The following is a 23,179-nucleotide window of genomic DNA, read 5'->3' on the forward strand; positions in this document are numbered from 1 at the left end:
GTTGTCACCTGGGAAACACGAGATTGTTTCGCACGCTGGGAATTGCCTAACATGCTGTAAAACAAGCGGAATTCATGCGGCGCCGCAGCAGCGCGCCATTCATGTCAAGCCGCTGGCAAGTTCGTATGCTGCTCACTATGTAGGAAATTTACAGCCCCGCCGGATGGGCGGCGGGGCCTTTCGAATCCTTCGCGGAGAGTCGACGATGAGCCGGGTGGTGCTGGTGACGGGCGCGTGCGGCGGCATTGGCCGTGCGCTATGCAAGCGATTTCACGAGGCGGGCGATACCGTGCTCGCGCTCGATCGCGACGAGGCCGGCGTGCAGGCGCTGGCCGACGAGTTCGGCGCGCTGCGCCTCGAAGCGCTGGCCGCCGACGTCAGCGATCCGGTTGCGCTCGAAGACGCCGTGGCGCGCGCCGTGGCTGCGCGCGGCCCGGTCGAGGTGGCCGTGGCCAACGCGGGCGCCGCGCTCGGCACGACGCTCGCGCATACCGACGCCGCAAGCTGGCGGCGCGACATCGACCTGAACCTGAACGGCACCTATTACACCGTGGAGGCCGTGCGCCGCTCGATGATCGAGCGCGGGCGCGGCGCGCTCGTGCTGATCGGCTCGGTGAACGGGCTGACCGCGCTGGGACACCCCGCGTACAGCGCCGCGAAGGCGGGGCTCGTGAACTACACGAAGGCGCTGGCCATGGAACTCGGGCCGCACGGGATTCGCGCGAACATCGTCTGCCCCGGCACGGTGAAAACACCGGCCTGGCACGCGCGCGTGACGCAACATCCAAAAATATTCGAAGAACTAAAGAAGTGGTATCCGCTCGGCGACGTGGCCACGCCCGAGGATATCGCCGACGCCGTGCAGTTTCTCGCGTCGCCACAGGCGCGCGTGATCACGGGCGTGGCGCTGCCGGTGGACGCGGGCCTCATGGCCGGCAACCGGCTGATGGCGAACGAGCTCACGCTCGACCCGTTCTGAAGCGCGCGGCACGCAACAACAGCACAAGAGCACAGCCCAAGAGGACAACATGGCGGCAGTACAACTGAACGGCATCTTCAAGCGCTACGGCGACACCCAGGTCGTGCACGGCGTGGACCTCGACATCGCGGACGGCGAATTCGTCGTGCTGGTAGGGCCTTCGGGCTGCGGCAAGACCACCTTGATGCGCATGATCGCCGGTCTCGAAGACATCAGCGGCGGCGATCTCACCATTGGCGGCACGCTCGCGAATACATTGCCGCCGCAACAGCGCAATATCTCGATGGTATTCCAGAGCTACGCGCTCTACCCGCATCTCTCGGTCTACGACAACATCGCGTTCGGGCCGCGCATTCGCAAGGAGCGCGAAGAAGGCTTCAAGCCGCGCATCGAAGCCGCCGCGAAAATGCTCAATCTGTCGAGCTATCTCGACCGCCTGCCGCGCGCGCTCTCGGGCGGCCAGCGCCAGCGCGTGGCGATGGGGCGCGCCGTGGTGCGCGAGCCTGCGGTGTTTCTGTTCGACGAGCCGCTCTCGAATCTCGACGCCAAGCTGCGCGTGCAGATGCGCACGGAAATCAAGGCGCTGCATCAGCGTCTGCGCAACACGGTGGTGTACGTCACGCACGACCAGATTGAAGCGATGACCATGGCCGACCGCATCGTGGTGATGAACGCGGGGCGCATCGAGCAGATCGGCAAGCCGCTCGATCTCTACGACAAGCCGGGCAACTTGTTCGTGGCGAGCTTTCTAGGCTCGCCTTCGATGAACTTCGCCGCGGGCAGCGTGATGAGCGACGCGCGCGGCACGGCGCTCGTGCTCGAAGACGGCGTGCGCATCGCGCTTCCCGAGGGCCGTGCGGGAACGAGCCTGCAAGCCGGCGCGCGCGTGACGCTCGGCATTCGCCCCGAGCACATCGAAACCGCGGGCGGCGAGGTGCCGTTCAACGTCGAGGTGATCGAGCCGACTGGCGCTGAGACGCACTTGTACGGGAAAATAGGCGGCACGACATGGTGCGTCACGACGCGCGCGCGGCCCGGCATCGAACCGGGGCAGCGCATGACGCTGGGTCTGCCGCTCGCGCACCTGCATCTATTCGACACCGAAAGCGGCAAGCGGCTCGACTGACTGAACCGAACCGCGGGCCCGGTCGCACCTTCCACGGCTTATCCACGGAACACAGCTTGCCGGTCTCCAATCTGATCCATCACATCCGCAACGTAGCGGAGTCGCTGCGGCCCGCCGAACGCAAGGTCGCGGAGATGGTGCTCGCCGACATCGACTTCGCGATGCGCGCGAGCATCACCGAGCTTGCGCTGCGCGCCGAGGTGTCCGAGCCATCGGTCACGCGCTTTTGCCGTGCGGTGGGCGCGCACGGCTTGCGCGACTTCAAGATGCGGCTTGCGCAGAGCGCGGCGGGCGGCATGCCGTTCGCCGCCGCGCGCGAAGTGACGAGCGGCGACCCCGCGCAGGCCGGCACGCTGCTCGACCGCGTGACGGAGCAGGTGGTGCAGGGCGTGCAGCACGCGCGCGCCTCGCTGGACCCGGCTGTATTCGAGGCGGCGGTGGCGGCGCTCGCCGGTGCGCGGCGCGTCTATTTCTTCGGCGTGGGCGCGGGCTCGGGGCTCGTGGCGCAGGACGCGGCGCTGCGTTTTTTGCGGCTGGACATCGCCGCGAGCGCGTTCGCCGATGCGCATTTGCAGCGGCTTTATGCCGGCTTGCTCGAGCCGGGCGACGTGGCGTTCGCGATCTCGCAGTCGGGGCGCAGCGTGGAAGTGAACGAGAGCATCCAGATCGCGAAGGAGCGCGGTGCGACCACCATCGCGCTCACCAACGCAGGCTCGCGGCTCGCGTGGGTGGTGGACATTCCGCTGCTGTTGCGCGTGCCGGAGTCCGAAGCGCCTGAAGAGGCGCATGCGGCCGGTGTGTCGCGCATCGCGCATCTCGCGGTGATGGATGCGCTCGCGATGGGCGTGGCGCTCGGGCTTGGTCCGAAGACGTTGGAGAAGATGCGTGGTGCGCAGGCGCGTGGAGGCTCGGACAGTGCGGAAATGAAGGGATAGGCAGAGCGCGAGAAGAAAAAAGCTCGCTGGGTAGTGAGTCTGGGCAGCGAGCCTTCGACCCTTTATTCGTGCGCTAACGCTTCCAACGCTATGCGCGCGAGAAAGCCGCTTCGCGTTTCGTGCCTTTTCTCGACATAAGCGTCGATCTTGTGCAGGACGAACCGTGGAAGACTGATGTTGATCCGCTCCGGCTTGCTGTCCAGCCTCGTCAAGTCGACATCCACCAGCACCCAAATGGCTCCTGCGTAGTCCTTATTTGCAGCCAGTTCTTCGATGGTCGAGCACGTGAACCCGACATCCTCACCCAACTCGACCAAAGTGGAAACATGGCCGGTGATGGCTTCTCTGGCGTTCCTGATTGCGTCATCGATGGTGTCGCCCCACGAGTGCACGCCCGGAATGTCCGGAACGGTGACTCCGTAGACGCTCCCATCGTCCTTATGAATTGCGATGGGAAATTCCATTTTTCGCTCCTCTTTGCTTGTCCGTGTCACTTAAGGCCGGCGGTTTTCAGGATGCTCGTTGCGGTGCCGATCGGCAGGTATCGCTAGCGCTTCCTCAACCTCACCGGCATCGTATCCGGCACCATCGTAAACGCAGACACCTCGTTGATCTGCGCCGGATCGATGGCCATCTCGATCTCGAACTCGTTCATCAGCATGGAAAGCGCGAGGCGCATCTCCACCGTCGCGAGATGACGCCCCGGACACACGCGCGGCCCCGCGCCGAACTGCAGGTACGCGCGAACGTCGTGCGGACCGCCGTGAGCCTCATGCTCGCCGCTGGACTCCCTCTTGTGCATCCAGCGCCACGGATCGTAGCGCTGCGGATCGGCGAAATTCTTTGCGTCGATCATCGCGGGCCGCGCCACGAAGAACATGCGCGTGCCTTTGGGCAGGGCCACGCCGTCGAGCACGACGTCTTCTAACGGCTCGAACGAATGCACCGCCGCCACGGGGCGCAGGCGCGTCGCCTCGATGCAGATCGCCTCGAAGAGGTCGAGCTCCTTGAGCGTCGCGTAGTCGGGGCATACGCTCGCCTCGCCGAGCACGCGGCGCGCCTGTGCGCCCAGATGCGTCTGCAGTTGCGGGTCCGCCGCGAGGTAGGGCAGCGTCCAGGCGATCGAATCGGCGGTGGTGTCCTCGCCAGCGAGCAGGATCGTCAGCACGTTGGCGCGGATCTGCGCATCGGTGATGGGCGTCGCGCCCGGTTCCGCCCTCGCGTCCTGCTGCTGCACGAGCATCGCTTCGAGCAGGTTGCGCGGCGTTTGCGCGGGCTCGTCGCGCATGCGTTCGCGGGCGCGCGCCATCATCGCGTCGACATGACGATGCACTTCGGCCAGCGATTGATCGAGTTTCCGGTCCGCGGGCAGCTTGAAGTAGCGCCAATACGGAAAGAGCGCGTTGATGCGGCCCATCACGCTCGGCAGGATGCGCTCCAGATGCTCCTGAATCACGCCGTGATCGCGTTCGAGCGTGCGCGGGTCTTCGCCGAATGCGAGCGCGCTCGTCACGTCCACGGTGTAGCGCTTGAGGTCGTCGGTCATCTCCACCGTTTCGCCGCGCTCGGCCGCGCGCAGCCAGCGCGCGCGCAGCCGCCCGGTGATGTCGGCCAGCGTGGGATAGAACGCCTTGATGGTCGGGATCGAGAGCGCCTGCATCACGAGGCGGCGTTGCGGCTCCCAGGCCGCGCCTTCCGCAGAGAACAGGCCGTTGCAGCCCATCTCCTCGAGCACCGCTTCGATCGGTTGATAGCGCCGGTAGCGGTGCGGGCGCTCGCGCATTATCTGCTGGATCAGCTCGGGGTCGGTCCAGATCGTGATGGGGATGCTGCCCACCTGGAAGCGGTAGGGCGTGCCGAGTTCGGCGGCCCAGCGTTCGAGGATCAAGTGCAGCCGCGCGGGCGAGAGCTGCAGCAGATTGCCGACGAGCGGCAGGCCGCGCGGACACGGCAGGTCGGCGACCTGACGCTGCGCAGTGCGGGAACCGGTGGAGGCCGTGCTCATGAGCGCTTCCTTGGTGGCGGCTGGCGGGGGCTGGTGTGGCGGCTGGGTGCTGCTGCGCGGTGTTGCGCGCCGTTGCGTGGCATGGCGTGGCATGGCGTGGTGTTGCGTGGCCGCGTGCGGACGACTGGGAGCCGATTATAGCGACGCCGCTCCCGCCACATGGCCGAAGCGGCGCGACAGGCGCTCTGCCGAGGCGCTTAGCCGCTGTGCGCTGTCGCCTTCGCTGGCCGCGTCGAAGTTGCCCGATGGCCCCATCAGCGCGAGCACGAGGCACACACTGCCGGTGTGGTCGAACACGGGCGCGGCCACGGTGCTGATGCCGGGGATCGGATTGTCGAGCGCGGTGTCGAGCCGCCGTGCGCGGATCGCGGCAAGGCGTTCGGCGTAGCGCGGGTCGGGCGCTGCCGATTGCATGGGCGATGATGGCGATGGCGCGCCGGCGAGGCGCAGGCTGTCTTGCGCGAGCAGCTCGGCGCGCATGTCGTCGTCGAGCCAGGCGGCGAACACGCGGCCGATGGCCGTGTTCACGAGCGACATCACCGTGCCGGGCCGCAGGCTCACGTGCAGCGGGCGCGGCGATTCTTCGAGGCGCACGACCGTGGGCCCGAGCGGCCCCGGCACCGCGAGCGCCACGCTCATGCCGGTGCTGGCGGCGAGGTCGACCAGCTCGGCGTCGGCTTCGCGCACGGGCGAGAGGCGCGCGAGTCCCAGGAGGCCCAGTTCGAGGCTCAGGGGGCCGGCTTCGTAGCGGCCCGCCGCGTCGCGCGCGAGCAGGCCGGTCTTGAGCAGGCTTACGAGGTGCGGAAAAGCCTTCGCGCTCGGCATGCCGGCCGCCGCCGCGAGGTCGCGCAGCGAAAGCGGCGTGCCGGCCGCCACCAGCGCGGCGAGCAGCTCGCCCGTGGCGTCGAGCGCCTGGATGCCGCGCTGCGGTTTGTCGGCGGATTCCGCTTGGGGTGCGGGTTCGGCGCGGGCTTCGTCCGGGACGGTGGACGGGGGGCGGGCTCGGGGCATGGTGGCGGCTTCAGTTCGGATCGGGAGGGGGGACAGCGCCGGGGGCGTCGGAAGCCTCCGCAGAGGCGGCCTCCGCAAAGGCGGCCTCGGCGATCTCGCGCGCGGCCTCGCGCAGCGCGCGCACGAGCGCGCTGGCCGGGCGCACATCGAGCACGCCGGTTGCGCCCACGGCCGTGAGCGTGAGGCGCAACGTGCGCTGCGGATCGAGCACCGGCACGCAGGCGCTGCTGACGCCGGGGCTGGGCGCGTCGATGCCAAGCTCGAAGCCGCGCGCGCGGATGGTATCGAGCGTGGCGGCGAAGGCGGCGTCGTGTTTCGGCGATGCGTCGTCCTGCTTCGATGCGGCCTTGCCCGTGGCTGGCGTTGCAGCGGCGGACGTCGCGCCGGTTGCCGCGGTGCCGCGCCAGACCGGCTGCGCCGTCTGGTTGCGCCACATCGCGCCCAGCGCGGCTTCGTCGAGGAACGCGCAGAACACGCGGCCCGTGGACGTCGCCGGCAGCGACATCACCGTGCCCACGTGCAAGTTCACATGGAGCGGCAGGCTCGCGTGCTCGTAGCGCACGATGGTCGGCCCTTGCGGCCCGGCAATGCACAGCGCGATGCTGCAGTTGTGCGCTTGCGCGAGCGCCGCCGCGCGGGGCACGGCTTCGCGCAGCGCGGGCTCCTGCGCCAGATGCAGCAGGCCCAGGCGCAGCGCGAGCGGTCCCGCCTCGTAGCGCCCGGAAAGCGCGTCGCGCTTGATCAGGCCGAGCCGCGTGAGGCTCACCAGATAGGCGTGCGCCTGGCTCGACGCGATTTCGGCGCCTGCCGCGAGATCGCTGGGTGCGAGCGGCACGCGGGCGTCGGCGAGCACGCGCAACAGGCGCGCGGCTACCTCCACGCTCTGAATGCCGCGCTGCGTCTTGCCGATGCCGGCGCCAGCGTCCGCATCCGGCCGGGCGGACGGGGCGGGCGTGGCAGCGGCGGCGCGCGCGTTGCGAGGGGTCTTCACTCGTTGTCCCGGGCTGAAAAAGGGTCCATGTTAACCGAATGGCGCACAAACACTGGCGATCTGATTATTTGCATATGGCTAGTGTATTCGCCATTGACAAATAAAAACGGGCGGGCGATCATGGCTTCACCCCGGCAAAACAGCGGCTCATTCACAACCAGGCGGGGCGAGACATTCGGGCGGGCGTCATGCCCGCCATGGCGGCGCGTGCTCGCGCGCGCCGCCCGGCCTCGCTCCGTCGTTCGCTCCCCCAACGGATACGGAGACTCAGATGGCAAAGGCGTTCGCATCGCAGGCGGATCTCGAAGAAAAGCAGGTCACCTTCACGCAGCTCTCGGAAAACGCCTACGCGTACACCACGGAAGGCGACCCGAACTCGGGCGTGATCATCGGCGACGACGGCGTGCTGATCGTCGACACCACCGCCACGCCCGCCATGGCGCAGGATCTCATCGCGAAGATCCGCAGCGTCACGGACAAGCCCATCAAATACGTCGTGCTCTCGCACTATCACGCGGTGCGCGTGCTGGGCGCATCGGCGTATTTCAAGGAAGGCGCGCAGCAGATCATCGCGAGCCGCGGCACTTACGAAATGATCGTCGAGCGCGGCGAAGCCGACATGAAGTCGGAAATCGAGCGCTTCCCGCGCCTCTTTGCCGGTGTCGAAACCGTGCCGGGCCTCACGTGGCCGACGCTCGTGTTCGAGAAGGAAATCACGCTGTTTCTCGGCAAGCTCGAAGTGAAGATCGCTCATCTTGGCTCGGGCCACACGAAGGGCGATACGGTGGTGTGGCTGCCGCAGCAGAAGGTGCTGTTCTCGGGCGATCTCGTGGAATACGACGCGGCGTGCTATTGCGGCGATGCCCAGCTCGCCGAATGGCCCGCCACGCTCGAAGCGCTGCGCGCGCTTGGCGCACAAAAGCTCGTGCCGGGCCGCGGCCCCGCGCTCGTCACGCCCGATGAAGTGAACAAGGGTCTCGACTACACGAAGGACTTCGTCACGACCCTGCTCGTGCAGGGCCGCAAGGCGGTCGAGCGCAAGCTCGACCTCAAGGACGCCATGGCGCTCACTCGCGAAGCGATGGATCCGAAGTTTGGCCATGTGTTCATCTACGAGCATTGCCTGCCGTTCGACGTGTCGCGCGCCTATGACGAGGCGAGCGGCATTTCGCATCCGCGCATCTGGACCGCGCAGCGCGACAAGGAAATGTGGGACGCGCTGCAGGATTGAAGTGGCGCGAGGCGGGAAGGAATCACGGTGGAGACACAACAATGATCGACTATCAGACGCTGACCTTCGAATACACGCGCTGTAGCGAGCAAAGCCCGGACGCCGCCGCGCGCGTGCATCCGGTCGTGGTGGTGGGCGCGGGGCCGGTGGGCCTCGCCACGGCAATCGATCTTGCGCAACACGGCTTGCCCGTGGTGCTCGTGGACGACGACTGCACGCTCTCCACGGGCTCGCGCGCAATCTGTTTTTCGAAGCGCTCGCTCGATATTTTCGACCGGCTCGGCTGCGGCGAGCGCATGGTCGAGAAGGGCGTGAGCTGGAACGTGGGCAAGGTGTTTCGCAAGGACGAGCTGGTGTACAGCTTCAACCTGCTGCCGGAAAGCGGCCATCATCGGCCTGCGTTCATCAATCTTCAACAGTACTACGTGGAAGGCTTCCTGCTCGAACGCGCACAGGAACTGCCCAACCTCGAGATCCGCTGGAAGAGCAAGGTGACGGGCATCGCGCAGCACGGCACGCCGGGTGCGGAAGACGCGCACGTGGCGCTCGAAATCGAAACGCCGGACGGCCCTTACGCGCTGCTCGCGCGTTACGTGGTGGCCGCCGACGGCTCGCGCAGTCCGGTGCGCAAGCTCATGGGCCTCGACAGCCACGGCCGCACGTTCAAGGACCGCTTCCTGATCGCCGACGTGAAGATGGAAGCCGAGTTTCCCACCGAGCGCTGGTTCTGGTTCGATCCGCCGTTTCATCCGAACCAGTCGGTGCTGCTGCATCGCCAGCCCGACAACGTTTGGCGCATCGACTTCCAGCTGGGCTGGGACGCCGACCCGGTGCTCGAAAAGACGCCCGAACGCGTGATCCCGCGCGTGCGCGCGCTGCTCGGCCCCGACGTGAAATTCGAGCTGGAATGGGTGAGCATCTACACGTTCTCGTGCTTGCGCATGGACAGTTTCCGCCACGGCAACGTGCTGTTCGCGGGCGACTCGGCGCACCTCGTTTCGCCGTTCGGCGCGCGCGGCGCGAATAGCGGCTTCCAGGATGGCGAGAACCTCGCATGGAAGCTCGCGATGGTGCTGGAACAGCGCGCGCCCGATGCGCTGCTCGACACCTATGCGAGCGAACGCGAATACGCCGCCGACGAAAACATCCGCAACTCCACGCGCTCGACCGACTTCATCACGCCGAAGAGCGCGGTGAGCCGCGTGTTCCGCGACGCCGTGCTGACGCTCGCACGCGAGCATGCCTTCGCGCGGCAACTGGTGAATAGCGGGCGGCTTTCGGTGCCTGCGGTGCTGCACGAATCGACGCTCAACACCGCCGACGAAGAGCCGTTCACGGGGCAGATGGTGCCGGGCTCGTCGTGCGCCGATGCACCACTGGCCGACGCGCAAGGCACGCCGCAATGGCTGCTCGCGCAACTCGGCGGGCGTTTCACAGGGCTGCTGTTTTGCCGCGCGGGAGCGGCGCTCGAAAGCGATACGCGCGCGACGCTTGATGCGCTTGCACGTGGCCCGGTGCCCATGCATTTCGTGGTCGTGCTCGATGGCGCGGGCGCGGTGCCCGAGGGCCTGCCTGCGAATGCGGCAGTGCTGCGCGACGCAGAAGGCCTGGCCGCGCAACGCTATGGTGCGCAGGATGGCGCGTTCTATCTGATCCGGCCGGATCAGCACGTGTGTGCGCGCTGGCGGCGCGCCAATGCTTCGCGTGTCGAGCAGGCGCTCAGGCGGGCGCTGGGCGTGGCCGGTACGGCTTGAAGCAGCGAGACGAAAGGTGACGTACGCGAGACGTCGCCGCCTTTCGATTTCGTTGCGCAGACGAAAACAGAATCAAGAGCAAGGAGACAACGATGCTCAACACCCAACCCAATCTCGCACGGCCCGACGACTTCTACGAAGCGCTGATCGACATGCATCGCGATCTGGACGACGCGCAAAGCCAATCGGCCAACGCGCAATTGATCCTGCTGCTCGCGAACCACGTGGGCGAGCATGAAGCGCTGATGGAGGCCATCCGCTTCGCGCGCGCGGGCGTGGCCGTACCGCCCGCGAATGGATCTGTCGGCAAGCTTGCAGCCTGATTTAGGGCTTGATTGAGAATCTGACCGAGTGCCTGACTGCGAGTCTGAATACGCCTTTCGCAGGCGCAATCGTTTGCGTTTGCCAATTTCACCAGCAAACGCGCCATATGCGTCGCATGCCGCGTCGGTTTGCTATCGACCCGGCTGCAAGCCCTGCGCGCCGCTTTGAAAACTGATTCAAGAACCCCCATACGCAAGCCGTAAACGGCATTGACGAGACCCCGTTTTGAGCGCGCCGGCGCCGATCGGCCAGCTTCCGGGATCGAAAACAAAACATCGCTTACGGGGTATTACCTTGAATCGCAGTCAAACGTGGTCGCGCACCGCCGCGCCGGGCGAAGTGATTTACTCGGAGGGCTTTGCGGGCGAGCGCGTGCTCTTCGTCATCGCCGAAGGCAAAGTCGAAATCTCCACCCGTTGCGACGAAAAACGCGTCGTGACGGCAACGCTCGGTCGAGGCGAGTTCTTTGGCGAAAGCGCATTGCTTGGCGCGGAGCCGCGCCCAAGCACCGCCAAGGCGCTCAGTTTTTGCCAGTTGACCGTCGTGCCCGCGAGTATCGTCGAGGACGAACTCGAACGCGTTTCGCCGCTGCTGCGCCACGTCGTGCGCACCATGATCCGCCGCACGAAGTCCAAGGACGATCTGCTCGCCACCTACACGCACGCAGACTTCCTGCCAGGCGTTCTTTCCTATGCCCATGTGCTCTCGCTGCTCGCCGGCGCCGACCGCAACGATCGCGCCGAAGCGAAGGGCGGCTGGCCACGCCAGGGCGCGGGAGCGGGCGAGGCGAGCGTGCCGCTCGCGGACGTGGTGCAGAAGTGCCGCGCTGTAGCGGGGCATTCGCGCCCGCACGTGATGGCGATGCTGCGCCGCATGGAAAAGCTCAATCTGGTCGCGATCGAATCGGGCCTGGTGTCGTCGCATCTGGCTGGCGGCCATCCAGGCGAAGGCGCGCTGGGCCGCCAGATCGTCACGTTCGATCCAGTCCGTATCGTGGAGCGCGCCTCGCTGGTGGCCGACCACGACCTCGACGTGTCGATCAACAGCGAGCTAGAACTAATCGAACTCGCCGACCTCGAAGCGCTGATTGGCGTCGAGCGCAAGCTGCTGCTCAACAAGCTCTCGCACGATGAAATCGCCGACGAGCTGTTCGCGTTCCGGAAGTCGAAGGTGCTGAATCTGGTCGAGCAGAAGGGCGTGTCGTACTTTACGCGGCGCGCGAGTCGCGGTTCGGGCGAACTCAATGCGCTCGACGACCTGCTGTTCGTCGATCAGCGCACGCTGTTCGAAGCCATCGGCTCGCTCGACAGCTACGATCTCGCCAAGTTGCTTGCATCGCTCGACGATCAGGCCGTTTCGGATCGGCTGCTTTCGGTGATGTCGGAGACGCGCAAGAACGAAGTGTCGTGGCTCATGCGGCGCGAGATCAAAGCCGATCCGGTGGAGATCGAGTCGATCGAGCAGCGCCTGATTGGCGCGGTGCGCGAGATCAAGGCGACGGGCGCGCAATAAGGGAGGCGCATGGATCTGGCAACTTTGTTCGGAGTCCTGCTGGGCGGGGCGGCCATCGCCGTTGGCTTTTCGCTCGAAGGCGGGCAGTTCGCCTCGCTGCTGCAGCCCGAGGCGCTGCTGGTCGTGCTGGGCGGCACGCTGGCCGCGGTGATGATCCAGAATACGTGGGCGCGCTTCTTCGATGCGATCCTGCGCCTGCGCACGGTGTTCGTGCGCGCGCAGCAGGTGGACGAAGCGAGCCTCGCTGCGGTGCTGGAATGGGGCGACCAGGCCAAGCTCAACGGACTGCTCGCATTCGAGTCGATGGACTGGCAGGGGATCCATCCGTTTGCGCGGCGCGGGCTCGAACTGCTGGCAAGCGGCGTCTCGACCGCCGTGCTCGAAGACGCGCTCAACCGCGAGCTCGAAGCGTATGGGCGCGCGCATATGGCGGCCGCGCGCGTCTGGCAGCAGGCGGGCGGCTATGCGCCGACCTTTGGCATTCTGGGCTCGGTGCTGGGGCTCATTCAGGTGACCGCGCACCTGGTCGAGCCTTCCCAATTGGGGCAGGGCATTGCGGTGGCGTTCGTCGCCACGCTCTACGGGCTCGCGCTCGCGAACCTCGTGTTCTTGCCGCTCTACGGCAAGATGCGCGCGCACATCGAAAGCGAGCTGCGGCTGCGCAAGCTCTATCTGGACGGGTTGCTTGCCATCTCGCGCAAGGAAACGCCGCATACGATCGCGACGCGGCTCGCGGGGGAGGTCGGGGGGCGCGGCGCCGGCATGCCGGGCGAGCCGAACGCATGGTCGCGGCAAGGCGCGCACGCTGGAGCGCATGCAGGCACCGATGCAAACTGAGACCACGACGCGCGTGCGCACATGAAGACTTCATCCGAAAGCCGGCCGGGGCTCGAGACGCTCGTTAGCGCCTTCGAGCGCGACGAGGAAGGCGGCGAGCAGTCCGGTCGCTGGCTGCTCTCCTACGCGGACCTCATCACCACAATGATGGTGCTGTTTCTCGCGCTCTACGCGATGCAGCTTGCGAAGCACAGCGAACAGGCGATCCGCGCGCAGTCGCAGTCCACGCAAGCACCGGTTGCTCCCGCACGGGCCGCGCAGCCGCAGGCTGCCGAAAGCGCATTGTTGGCGTCGCTCGACCCGTTGCGCGAGCGCGGCGAAATCACGATCGTGCCGGTGGCCCATGGTGTCGAAATCGGCATCAACGCGAAGATTCTGTTCAACGCCGGCGACGCGGCGCTGCTGCCCGATTCGTTCGGTGTGCTGAGCCGCATCGCGCGCGTGCTGGCGCAGATGCCCAACGGCAGCATCCTCGTCGAAGGCCACACCGACAACACGCCGATCTCGAACGCACGTTACGCATCGAACTGGGAGCTGTCTTCGGCGCGCGCGGGCGCCGTCGTGCGCTATCTGGTCGAGCGGGGCGTCGCGCCGCATCGTCTCGCGGCGATCGGGCGGGCCGACAATTTTCCGCTCGTTGCCGGCACCGACCCCGCAAGCCGCGCGCTCAACCGGCGCGTGACGATTGTCGTGCAGTATTGACGCCGCGGTTGCACGTTCAGGCGGGCTGGTCCCCCTCGCGATGCACCGGCTGCGTCTCCTTCAACTGCTTCGCGAGCCGCGACGCCTGCAAATAGCCCGGATTCGCGGGCCGCTTCAGATAGCGCCCCGCGCCGCGCCGCGCGCGCAAGTCGCCATCCGCCCACACGAGTTCTCCCTGCGAAACAGTATGCGTGGGCACGCCGCGCACCGTCATGCCCTCGAACACGTTGAAGTCCACGTTCTGATGATGCGTCTTCACCGAGATCGTGCGCGTGCCCTGCGGGTCCCAGACCACGAGATCGGCGTCCGAACCCACGGCCACCGCGCCCTTGCGCGGATAGAGGTTGAAGATCTGCGCGGCGTTCGTGGAGGTCACGCGCACGAACTCGTTCGGCGTGAGACGCCCGGTGTTCACGCCCTGATCCCATAGCACGGCCATGCGGTCTTCCACGCCGCCGCAGCCATTGGGGATCTTCGTGAAATCGTTGCGCCCCATGGCTTTCTGTGAGGCGCAGAACACGCAGTGATCGGTGGCCGTGGTGTGCAGCAGGCCGCCTTGCAGCCCGCGCCAGAGCGCGTCACGATGTTCCTTCGTGCGGAACGGCGGGCTCATCACATGCGCGGCCGCGCGCGTCCAGTCGGGGTCGCGGTACACCGATTCGTCGATCACCAGATGGCCCGCGAGCACTTCGCCGAAGACGCGCTGGCCTTCGGCGCGCGCGCGCGTAATGGCTTCGAGCGCCTCTTTCGCGGAGACGTGCACGATATACACGGGCACGCCCAGCACCTGCGCAATGCGCATCGCGCGGTTCGCGGCTTCGCCCTCCACCTCGGGCGGCCGCGAGAGCGGATGCGCCTCCGGTCCGGTGAAGCCGCGCGCGAGCAACTGCCGCTGAAGCTGGAACACGAGCTCGCCGTTTTCCGCGTGCACGGTGGGCAGCGCGCCCAGTTCCAGCGCGCGCGCGAAGCTGTTCACGAGAATCTCGTCGTCGGCCATGATGGCGTTCTTGTACGCCATGAAGTGCTTGAAGCTCGATACGCCGTGGTCCTGCACGAGCAGCCCCATGTCGCGATGCACGCTCTCGTCCCACCATGTCACCGCCACATGAAAGCCGTAGTCGGCGGCGGCCTTCTCGGCCCAGCCGCGCCATTCGCGGAACGCGTCCATGAGCGGCTGCTTCGGGTTTGGAATCACGAAGTCGATGATCGACGTGGTGCCGCCCGCGAGACCCGCCGCCGTGCCGCTGAAGAAGTCGTCGCTCGCGGTGGTGCCCATGAAGGGCAACTCCATGTGCGTGTGCGGGTCGATGCCGCCAGGCATCACGTATTGGCCGCCCGCGTCCACCACGGTAGCGCCCGCGGGCGCGTCGAGGTTTTCGCCGATTGCCTGAATGATGCCGTTCTCGCAGAGCACGTCGGCGCGATAGCTCTTGTCCGCGTCCACGACGGTGCCGCCTCGAATCAGGATCGCCATGATGCAATGTCTCCTTCGGTTATCGGTTATGCGTTGGCAATGCGCGGACTGCGGCTGAGCTTCATCAGCACGCCATAGACGACGGCCGCGATCGCGAGCCCCACGAACCACGCATAGGTATAGAGGTTTTTGAACGCATCGGGCACCGAGGGGAAGGCATTCGGAAACGCCACGTTCAAAAAGCCCGGCAGATTCGGCAGCACGCCCGCGACGAGCGCGATCACGGCGGCGAGGTTCCAGCCATTCGAGTAGGCGTATTCGCCGTTTTCCTCGAACAGCTGCTCGGTGTCCAGGCGCGTGCCGCGAATCAGGAAGTAGTCGACCATGAGAATGCCCGCCACCGGCCCGAGCAGCGCCGAATAGCCCACGAGCCACGTGAAGATATAGCCCTGCGTGGTGGCCAGAATCTTCCACGGCATCATCACGATGGCGATGGTCGCCGTGATCAGGCCACCCGCCTTGTACGAAATGCCCTTGGGCCAGAGGCTCGAAAAATCGTAAGCAGGCCCGACGAGATTCGCGGCGAGATTGCAGCACATGGTGTCGAGCGTGAGGATCACGAGCGCGATGCCCACGCCGATGCCTTCCATGCGGCTCGTGACGTCGATGGGGTCCCAGATTGCCTTGCCGTAGATCACCACGGTGGCCGAGGTGACCACGACCGAGACCACCGAGAGCAGCGCCATCGGGATCGGCAGGCCCAGCGCCTGGCCCACGAGCTGATCCTTCTGCGTCTTCGCGAAGCGCGTGAAGTCGGGGATGTTGAGCGCGAGCGTGGCCCAGAAGCCCACCATCGCCGTGAGGCTCGGCCAGAAGGTGGCCCAGAAGAGCCCGGCCTTCTTGCCGCCCGGCGCGAACTGCGAGGGCTGCGAGAGCATCGAGCCCACGCCGCCCGCCTTCGAGCAGGCCCACCAGACCAGCGCCACGCACATCACCACCTTGATGGGCGCCGACCAGCTTTCGAGCCAGCGGATCGAGTCGGTGCCGTGCACGATGAAGTAGAGCTGCAGCGCCCAGAAGATCAGGAAGCATGCGCCCTGGGCAATCGAAATGCCGAGGAACGGCAGCGCGTCGCCAACCAGCGCGTTGTGCGTGAGGATGTTGGCGAGCGTGTAGATCGCGCTGCCGCCGAGCCACGACTGAATGCCGTACCAGCCGCACGCCACGATGGCGCGCAGCATGGCGGGCAGCTTCGCGCCCTGGGTGCCGAACGACGAGCGCACCAGCACCGCATAGGGAATGCCGTACTTCGCGCCCGCGTGGCCGATCAGCAGCATCGGCACGAGCACGATCATGTTGCCGAGCAGCACCGTGAACACCGCCTGCCACGGCGACATGCCCTGCTCGGTGAGTCCCGCCGCGAGCATGTACGAGGCGATGTTCATCACCATGCCCACCCACAGCGCCGCGAAGTGATACCAGCGCCATGTGCGCTGCGCGGCGCGCGTGGGCGCGAGGTCGTCGTTGTATAGCTCGCTGGCGCTGCGGCGCGCGTGCGCGTCGCCTTCCATATCACCGCTGGCTGCTGGCTGGCTCATGGTGCGGATTCTCCTGGCGTTTTTGCTGCGCTTTGTTGCTCAGGTTGGGGGAGAGGATCAGGCTGCCTTCGAATCCGCCACGCGGGCCGGATTGTTCGGGTGCGTGGTCCAGTTCGCGTAACGGCCCGTGTCGACACGCTCCATCGTGATGCATTGGTCGACCGGGCAGACATGCATGCATAAATTGCACCCGACGCAGTTCGCATCGGCCACTTCGAAGTGCCGCTTGCCGTCCTTTGTCGCGGTGATGGCCTGGTGCGAAGTGTCCTCGCAGGCGATATGGCACAGGCCGCACTGGATGCAGCGGTTCTGATCGATGCGGGCCTTGATGTCGTAGTTCAGGTTCAGGTATTGCCAGTCGGTGACGTTCTGCACCGCGCGGCCGCGGATTGCGTCGAGGTTCGCGTAGCCTTTGTCGTCCATCCAGTTCGAGAGCCCGTCGATCATATCCTGGACGATTCGGAATCCATAATGCATCGCGGCGGTGCACACTTGCACGCTTCCTGCACCCAGCACCATGAATTCGGCGGCGTCGCGCCAGTCGGAAATGCCGCCGATGCCCGAGATCGGCAGGCCCTGGGTTTGCGGGTCGCGCGCGATTTCGGCCACCATATGCAGCGCGATCGGCTTGGCGGCGGGGCCGCAGTAGCCGCCGTGCGTGCCTTTGCCGTCCACGGTGGGCAGCGGCGCCATGGCGTCGAGGTCCACGCCCACGATCGAATTGATGGTGTTGATCAGCGAGACGCCGTCCGCGCCGCCCTTGAACGCGGCGCGCGCGCCGTGGCGAATGTCTGTCACGTTGGGCGTGAGCTTCACGAGGCAGGGCAGGCGCGTGCCTTCCTTCACCCAGCGCGTGACCATCTCGATGTATTCGGGCACCTGGCCCACCGCCGCGCCCATGCCGCGCTCGCTCATGCCGTGCGGGCAGCCGAAGTTGAGCTCGACGGCGTCGGCGCCGGTGTCTTCGACCAGCGGCAGGATCCATTTCCAGTCCTGCTCGGTGCACGGCACCATCAGCGAGACGATCAGCGCGCGGTCGGGCCAGTCGCGCTTGACCTGCACGATCTCCTTGAGGTTCACGTCGAGCGGCCGGTCGGTGATGAGCTCGATGTTGTTCAGGCCCGCGATGCGCTGGCCGCGCCAGGTGGTGGCGCCGTAGCGCGAACTCACGTTCACCACGTGCGGGTCGAGCCCGAGCGTCTTCCAGACCACGCCGCCCCAGCCGGCCTCGAAGGCGCGGTTGACGTTATACGCCTTGTCGGTGGGCGGCGCGGAAGCGAGCCAGAACGGGTTGGGCGATTGAATACCGGCAATCGTGCAGCGTAGATCGGCCATGATGCGGCTCCAGAAGAGGGGCGTTCGTTTTATCGGGGTACGCGTTGCTGCTTATGCCGCTTTTGTGGCCTGCGCGGCGAGGTAGCGATCGATCGCGCGCGCGGCGAGCTTGCCGTCCTGCACCGCCTGCACGGTGAGATCGGTTGCGCCGTGACCCGCGCAATCGCCGCCGGCCCAGACGCCTTCGAGCGAGGTCGCGCCATCGGCGTTCACGGCGATGCGCACGCCGCCCTCGGTCAATTGCAGCGCTTCCAACCCCGCAGGCAGCAGCTTCTGGCCGATCGCCTTGAGCACGATGTCGGCCTCGATACGCTCGATTTCGCCGGTGCCCTGGAGCACGCCGTTCGCATCGAGCGCCGTGCGCTCGAACTCGACCGCTTCGACACGGCTCGCGCCCACGATCCGCAACGGCTTGCGCCACTCGACGATCGTGACGCCCTCGGTGCGCGCGAACTCCTGCTCGGCCCAAGTGGCGCTCATGTGCGCGCTGCCGCGCCGGTAGGCGAGCGTGACGTGCTCCGCGCCGAGCTTGCGGCTTTGCACGGCGGCGTCGATGGCGGTGTTGCCACCGCCGATCACCACGACACGGCGGCCTGTGGGCACGGTGCCCAGATCGCGCGCCTGGCGCAGTTCGGCGATGAACTCCACAGCGTCGCGCACACCTTCGAGCGCTTCGCCTTCGATGCGCAGCGCCTGCGTTCCGTCTAAACCGATGCCGATGAACACCGCATCGAACGCTTCGCGCAGTGCATCGAGCGTGAGATCGCGGCCCAGCCGCTTGTCCGTTTCGATCACGATCCCGCCGATGGAAAGCAGCCACTGGACCTCGCGCTGGGCGAAATCGTCGACGGTCTTGTACGCGGCGATGCCGTACTCGTTGAGCCCGCCGGGTTTCTCGCGCGCGTCGAACACCGTCACGGCGTGCCCGGCCAGCGCGAGCCCATGCGCGCACGCAAGCCCCGCAGGACCTGCGCCGATCACGGCCACGCGCCGCCCCGTTTCGCTCGTGCGCTTGAAGAGCGGCGCGGCGCCCTCGGCCTCGCGCGCCATCTGGAAGTCGGTGGCGTGGCGCTGCAACGCGCCGATCCGTACTGGTTCGCCATCCTGATGATTTCTCACGCAGGCGCCTTCACACAGGATCTCGGTCGGGCACACGCGCGAGCACGTGCCGCCGAGCGGGTTGGCGCCCAGGATGTCGCGCGCCGCGCCCTTGAGGTTGCCGTTGCCGATCTTGCGGATAAAGCTTGGGATATCGATGCCGGTGGGGCAGGCCGCGACGCAGGGAGCGTCGTAGCAGTAGTGGCAGCGGTCGGCGGCGATGACGGCGGCATCGGCGGAGAGGGGCGGGGCGACATCGGCGAAATTGCAGCCGAGCGCCTCGGCGCTGAGGCGTCCGGCAGCAACGCCTTGCGGTTGCGTAATAGATGCGGATGCTGCGGCACGCGAGTTCGAGTGGGACATCCGGATGCTCCTTGCGAGGCAAAACACGGGTCCGCCGGCTGCGCGGGAGGCGGCGCAGCCGGTACGTGGGGAAATGCTGGAATTGCTACGCGGCGCTTGAGGCCGCTTATTTCTAATCGTGCGGAATCAACCGGGCTCGGACGCGCGTTCGAGCATCGCGTGCAGCAGCACGTTCGCACCCGCCTCGATCCACTCCTGCGTCGCGTCTTCGACTTCGTTATGGCTGATGCCGTCGATGCATGGCACGAACACCATCGAAGTTGGCGCGACCGTTGCGAGATAGCACGCATCATGGCCCGCGCCCGAGACGATATTGCGGTTCGAATAGCCGAAGCGTTCTGCCGCCGCGCGCACGGACTTCACGCAGTCCGCGTCGAACGGCACCGGTGCGTAATAGAAAATCTGCTCGACCTGTGCTTCGAGCTTGCCTTGCTCCGCGATCTTCGCGATGCCTTCGCGCAACTCGGCGTCCATTTTCGCGAGCACTTCGTCCTGCGGATGGCGAAAGTCGATGGTGAAAAACACGCGCCCCGGAATCACGTTGCGCGAGTTCGGATGCACCTGCATCATGCCGACCGTCGCGCACGCAAGTGGTGCATGGCGCAGGCCGATTTCGTTCACGAGTTGCACCACGCGCGACGCGCCGAGCAGCGCATCGCGGCGGCGCGGCATGGGCGTGGGGCCCGCATGCGCCTCCTGGCCCGTGAGCACGACTTCGTACCAGCGCTGGCCCTGCGCATCGGTCACCACGCCAATGGTCTTGTTTTCCGCTTCGAGTATCGGCCCCTGCTCGATATGCAGTTCGAACGCCGCGTGAATCTTGCGCCCGCCGCACGGCAGGTCGCCCGCATAGCCGATGCGCTTCAATTCCTCGCCGATGGTCTTGCCGTCCACATCTTTGCGCGAAAGGCCGTAATCGAGCGTGAACACGCCCGCGAACACGCCGGAGGCCACCATCGCGGGGGCGAAACGCGAGCCTTCCTCGTTGGTCCAGATCACCGTTTCGATGGGGCGCTCGGTCTGAATGCCGTGGTCATTGAGCGAGCGGATCACCTCCAGCCCGCCGAGCACGCCATAGATGCCGTCGAAGCGGCCGCCCGTGGGTTGCGAGTCGGCGTGCGAGCCCGTCATGACCGGCGGCAGGTCGTTGTTGCGTCCCGCGCGGCGCATGAAGACATTGCCCATCTGATCGACGCTCACGGTGCAGCCCGCTTCCTTCGCCCACTTCACGATGAGGTCGCGGCCCGCTTTGTCGAGATCGGTGAGCGCGAGCCGGCAGACGCCGCCCTTCGCAGTCGCGCCGATCTTCGCCATCTCCATGAGGCTGTCCCAAAGGCGCTGGCCGTCCACATGAATCGCGGTGGTCAGCGCCGCTTCGCTTACGGTGTTCATGCGTGCTCTCCTCTTTTGCGAATCCTGTCCGATTGGACAGGTTGTAGGCTATAAACTTCGAGAATTCAATGCGGTGTTACGAGCGAAAAGCGTGCCATCGATGTTGCAGTGCGCGAATGCGCATCGGCGGGGCGCACGTTTACCCGAAGGTTTGCCATGCGTATGCACACGCAGCGCATAGGCCGTGACTACAATGAAACCGGCATTGCGCTGCCAATGTTGCGCGCGACGCCTTTCCATTCTCGATCGGACCGAACGCCATGCGCGACGACGACACGAATACGCCAGCCGCGAATCTTGCAGTGCGCACGAGCGCGAACGCGAACGCGCGCGATGCCGCTGACGCAGCGCACAAGCCGCGCCGCAAGGCGTCGATTCGCGCCTCCAACGAAACGCATCTGCTGACCTGCGCGGAGGCCGTTTTCGCGGAACGGGGCTTCGAGGGCGCGAGCACGGCGCTAATTGCCGAGCGTGCTGGCCTGCCGAAAGCGAATCTGCACTACTACTTCCCCACCAAGCTGGCGCTCTATTGGCGCGTGCTCGACGATGTGTTCGAAGAATGGAACGCCGCCGCCGACACCTTCGACGCGAGCGACGACCCGGTGATCGCCATCGGCGGTTATGTGCGCGCGAAGATGGCACTCTCGCGGCGCCGGCCGCTGGGGTCGAAAGTGTGGGCCAACGAGATCATCAGCGGGGCCACGCACATGCAGGACATTCTGCTCAAGCAAGTGAAGCCGTGGATGGAATCGCGCGTACAACTGATCGAGCGCTGGATCGACGAGGGGCTGCTCGCGCCGCTGGATCCCAAAACGCTGCTCTTCATGATCTGGGCGACCACGCAGCACTACGCCGATTTCGAAGCGCAGATTCGCGCGCTCGCGGGCAAGCGCGCGCTATCGGCTGCGAGCTTCGAGGCCACGACCGAAGAAGTCGTGAAGATGATCCTGCGCGCGAGCGGGGCGCGCTCGCCAGCCGGGTGAACGGCTTCGCGCGTTTAATATGGATGACGAATTAACTGGCGTGATGCGTCCACGATGCTCACACCTGCATCGACGCCACGTCCTTCATGCAGCGCAGCGCAAACATCGAGCGGCTGTGACGGATGCTCGAAATGCGATAGAGCTTTTCGCGCAGGAAGCGCTCGTAGCCCGCCGTGCCATCCACGGCCACCTTGATCCAGTAGTCGTATTCGCCGGAGACGAGATACGCCTCCAGCACTTCGGGCAGCGCCGCAAGCTCCGCGCCGAAGCGCGCGAGCGCGTCGTCCTCGTGGCGGTCGAGCGTAACTTCGAGAATCACGATATCGGCGAAACCGAGCTTGCGCTGGTTCACGAGCGCGACATAACCATCGATGTAGCCGTCGGCTTCGAGTTGGCGCGTGCGGTTCCAGCACGCCGTGGTCGACATGCCCACCTGTTCCGCGAGTTCGGCGTTGGAGAGGCGGGCGTTCTGCTGCAGCGCGCGCAGGATCTTGCGGTCCTGGTTGTCGAACGGTTTGGACGGACGTTCGCGAGGGCTCATGACGGATGGAATTCTCTACATGGAATAGCCATTTTAGCGGAAGAATGTTCCGGAAATGAGCGCTTTTTGCCTGAAAACAGGAAGCCTATACAGGGTCGTTGCCGGTATATTTTCTCCATGCCTTCTTGCCCGGCACGACCCACGCGGCCACCTCCCCGCGTTGGGGTGCGCCGCCGCAGCCACAAGCCGCGGCGGACCGTCAGAGCCGGATTCCGTTGCACCCTGCGGCGGCCATCGGGCGTTGCGCGCGTTCATCACGCGGCCAGCAATGTTCGATCGGGCAGATGGCATTTGAAAGCATTTGAAACCGCGCCGCTGCGCGGTTTTTTGTTGCCGGCTTTCGTTTCACTTCCCTCAACGCCTAACCAGAATTCCCGAAATGTCGCCCCAGCTGTATTTGTCGTTTCTCGCCGCCGCGCTGGTCCTCGTCTATACCCCCGGTCCCGTCAACGTGCTCACGATGAGCCACGCGCTCCATGCCGGCTGGCGTCGTGCGCTTCCCTGCGTCTGGGGCGGCACGCTCGCGGTGCTGCTGCAGCTCGTCTTCACGGCGCTTTGCCTGAATTCGCTGCTGCTCATCAGTGAGCATTCACTTACCGCGCTGCGCTGGGCCGGCGCGGCTTACCTGGTCTGGCTCGGCTGCAAACAATGGCGCAGCCGCACGCTCGGCGGCGAGCCTGGCGCGGAGCCCGCGGAGTCGGCGCTCACTTCCCGGCGTGATCTGTTCTGGCGCGGATTTGCCACCTCGGGGCTCAATCCCAAGACCTTGCTGTTCTTTCCGTCGTTTTTTCCGCAGTTCATCAGCGCGGATGCCTTGTGGAGCGCGAACCGGCAGTACCTCGTGCTGGCGGCGACGTTCGCGCTGCTGTTCGCGGGCGGCGTAGCGTCAATGGCGCTGTTTTCGCACCGCCTGCGCCACGTGTTGCAACGGCCCCGGCGGCTGCGCGCGTTTAACCGCTTGATGGGCAGCGTGCTGGTGGGTATGGGGGCGATGATGGCGGGCTTGCGCTAGGCGCGCATACAGCCGCTGGATTCGGGCAACGGCGCC

Annotated in this window: 20 protein-coding genes and 1 pseudogene; 11 read left to right on the forward strand and 10 right to left on the reverse strand. The window is 66.1% G+C overall.

The features are described from left to right. Positions 1–205: 205 nt before the first annotated feature. The 3 genes from NH14_RS01210 to NH14_RS01220 are packed head-to-tail and all read left to right on the forward strand — an operon-like array spanning position 206 to position 3,040. Positions 206–979 carry an SDR family oxidoreductase gene (locus NH14_RS01210; RefSeq protein WP_035528060.1) on the forward strand — a complete coding sequence of 258 codons (774 nt, stop codon included), beginning with the start codon at positions 206–208 and terminating at the stop codon, positions 977–979. Between the two features lie 49 nt (positions 980–1,028). Continuing rightward, positions 1,029–2,105: an ABC transporter ATP-binding protein gene (locus tag NH14_RS01215; protein WP_035528057.1), complete on the forward strand. Its 1,077-nt coding sequence runs from the start codon at positions 1,029–1,031 to the stop codon at positions 2,103–2,105. A 56-nt stretch (positions 2,106–2,161) separates the two neighbouring features. Next, a complete protein-coding gene (locus NH14_RS01220) occupies positions 2,162–3,040 on the forward strand; it encodes a MurR/RpiR family transcriptional regulator (protein ID WP_035528055.1) in 879 nt (292 codons plus the stop codon). A 62-nt stretch (positions 3,041–3,102) separates the two neighbouring features. Here NH14_RS01220 and NH14_RS01225 read toward each other — a convergent pair whose 3' ends face one another. From NH14_RS01225 to NH14_RS01240, 4 genes are all read right to left on the reverse strand, one after another. Then, positions 3,103–3,504: a type II toxin-antitoxin system HicB family antitoxin gene (locus NH14_RS01225; protein WP_035528053.1), complete on the reverse strand. Its 402-nt coding sequence runs from the start codon at positions 3,502–3,504 to the stop codon at positions 3,103–3,105. 83 nt (positions 3,505–3,587) lie between these two features. After that, complete coding sequence (locus NH14_RS01230) at positions 3,588–5,045, reverse strand: cytochrome P450 (protein ID WP_035528051.1); 1,458 nt, start codon at positions 5,043–5,045, stop codon at positions 3,588–3,590. Between the two features lie 135 nt (positions 5,046–5,180). Continuing rightward, on the reverse strand, positions 5,181–6,056 hold the full coding sequence (locus tag NH14_RS01235; protein ID WP_084225547.1) for an IclR family transcriptional regulator: 876 nt from the start codon (positions 6,054–6,056) through the stop codon (positions 5,181–5,183). 10 nt (positions 6,057–6,066) lie between these two features. After that, a complete protein-coding gene (locus NH14_RS01240; protein WP_052148120.1) occupies positions 6,067–7,047 on the reverse strand; it encodes an IclR family transcriptional regulator in 981 nt (326 codons plus the stop codon). A 271-nt stretch (positions 7,048–7,318) separates the two neighbouring features. Between NH14_RS01240 and NH14_RS01245 the strand changes: the two genes are divergently transcribed. The 6 genes and pseudogenes from NH14_RS01245 to NH14_RS01270 all read left to right on the forward strand — a co-directional run bounded on the left by NH14_RS01245 (position 7,319) and on the right by NH14_RS01270 (position 13,407). Beyond that, entirely contained in the window at positions 7,319–8,278 is a 960-nt protein-coding gene (locus NH14_RS01245) for an MBL fold metallo-hydrolase (protein ID WP_035528049.1), read from the forward strand. A 41-nt stretch (positions 8,279–8,319) separates the two neighbouring features. After that, positions 8,320–10,032: an FAD-dependent oxidoreductase gene (locus tag NH14_RS01250; RefSeq protein WP_035528045.1), complete on the forward strand. Its 1,713-nt coding sequence runs from the start codon at positions 8,320–8,322 to the stop codon at positions 10,030–10,032. 92 nt (positions 10,033–10,124) lie between these two features. After that, the gene (locus tag NH14_RS01255) at positions 10,125–10,355 is read left to right on the forward strand and encodes a DUF2783 domain-containing protein (protein WP_035528043.1); all 231 of its coding nucleotides are present in this window, start codon (positions 10,125–10,127) and stop codon (positions 10,353–10,355) included. 295 nt (positions 10,356–10,650) lie between these two features. Continuing rightward, positions 10,651–11,868: a cyclic nucleotide-binding domain-containing protein gene (locus NH14_RS01260; RefSeq protein WP_035528041.1), complete on the forward strand. Its 1,218-nt coding sequence runs from the start codon at positions 10,651–10,653 to the stop codon at positions 11,866–11,868. Between the two features lie 9 nt (positions 11,869–11,877). After that, positions 11,878–12,627: pseudogene (locus NH14_RS01265) on the forward strand (flagellar motor protein); the annotation flags it as partial. 99 nt (positions 12,628–12,726) lie between these two features. Continuing rightward, positions 12,727–13,407 carry an OmpA/MotB family protein gene (locus tag NH14_RS01270; protein WP_035528038.1) on the forward strand — a complete coding sequence of 227 codons (681 nt, stop codon included), beginning with the start codon at positions 12,727–12,729 and terminating at the stop codon, positions 13,405–13,407. Positions 13,408–13,423: 16 nt separating this feature from the next. Here NH14_RS01270 and hydA read toward each other — a convergent pair whose 3' ends face one another. From hydA to NH14_RS01295, 5 genes are all read right to left on the reverse strand, one after another. Next, positions 13,424–14,881: a dihydropyrimidinase gene (gene hydA, locus NH14_RS01275; protein WP_035528035.1), complete on the reverse strand. Its 1,458-nt coding sequence runs from the start codon at positions 14,879–14,881 to the stop codon at positions 13,424–13,426. A 26-nt stretch (positions 14,882–14,907) separates the two neighbouring features. Then, on the reverse strand, positions 14,908–16,419 hold the full coding sequence (locus NH14_RS01280; RefSeq protein ID WP_035528032.1) for an NCS1 family nucleobase:cation symporter-1: 1,512 nt from the start codon (positions 16,417–16,419) through the stop codon (positions 14,908–14,910). A gap of 57 nt (positions 16,420–16,476) precedes the next feature. Beyond that, entirely contained in the window at positions 16,477–17,754 is a 1,278-nt protein-coding gene (preA, locus tag NH14_RS01285) for an NAD-dependent dihydropyrimidine dehydrogenase subunit PreA (RefSeq protein WP_035528029.1), read from the reverse strand. 51 nt (positions 17,755–17,805) lie between these two features. Continuing rightward, the gene (locus NH14_RS01290; protein WP_052148119.1) at positions 17,806–19,215 is read right to left on the reverse strand and encodes an NAD(P)-dependent oxidoreductase; all 1,410 of its coding nucleotides are present in this window, start codon (positions 19,213–19,215) and stop codon (positions 17,806–17,808) included. A gap of 126 nt (positions 19,216–19,341) precedes the next feature. Then, positions 19,342–20,607: a Zn-dependent hydrolase gene (locus tag NH14_RS01295; RefSeq protein ID WP_035528027.1), complete on the reverse strand. Its 1,266-nt coding sequence runs from the start codon at positions 20,605–20,607 to the stop codon at positions 19,342–19,344. Positions 20,608–20,867: 260 nt separating this feature from the next. Between NH14_RS01295 and NH14_RS01300 the strand changes: the two genes are divergently transcribed. Continuing rightward, on the forward strand, positions 20,868–21,590 hold the full coding sequence (locus tag NH14_RS01300) for a TetR/AcrR family transcriptional regulator (RefSeq protein WP_035528025.1): 723 nt from the start codon (positions 20,868–20,870) through the stop codon (positions 21,588–21,590). A 58-nt stretch (positions 21,591–21,648) separates the two neighbouring features. Here NH14_RS01300 and NH14_RS01305 read toward each other — a convergent pair whose 3' ends face one another. Then, complete coding sequence (locus NH14_RS01305) at positions 21,649–22,131, reverse strand: Lrp/AsnC family transcriptional regulator (protein WP_035528022.1); 483 nt, start codon at positions 22,129–22,131, stop codon at positions 21,649–21,651. A 379-nt stretch (positions 22,132–22,510) separates the two neighbouring features. Between NH14_RS01305 and NH14_RS01310 the strand changes: the two genes are divergently transcribed. Next, positions 22,511–23,143, forward strand: coding sequence for a LysE family translocator (locus NH14_RS01310; protein ID WP_035528019.1), 633 nt, complete (start codon positions 22,511–22,513; stop codon positions 23,141–23,143). Positions 23,144–23,179: the final 36 nt, after the last annotated feature.

Origin of the sequence: Paraburkholderia sacchari (genome assembly GCF_000785435.2) — a bacterium.
Taxonomy (GTDB): domain Bacteria; phylum Pseudomonadota; class Gammaproteobacteria; order Burkholderiales; family Burkholderiaceae; genus Paraburkholderia; species Paraburkholderia sacchari.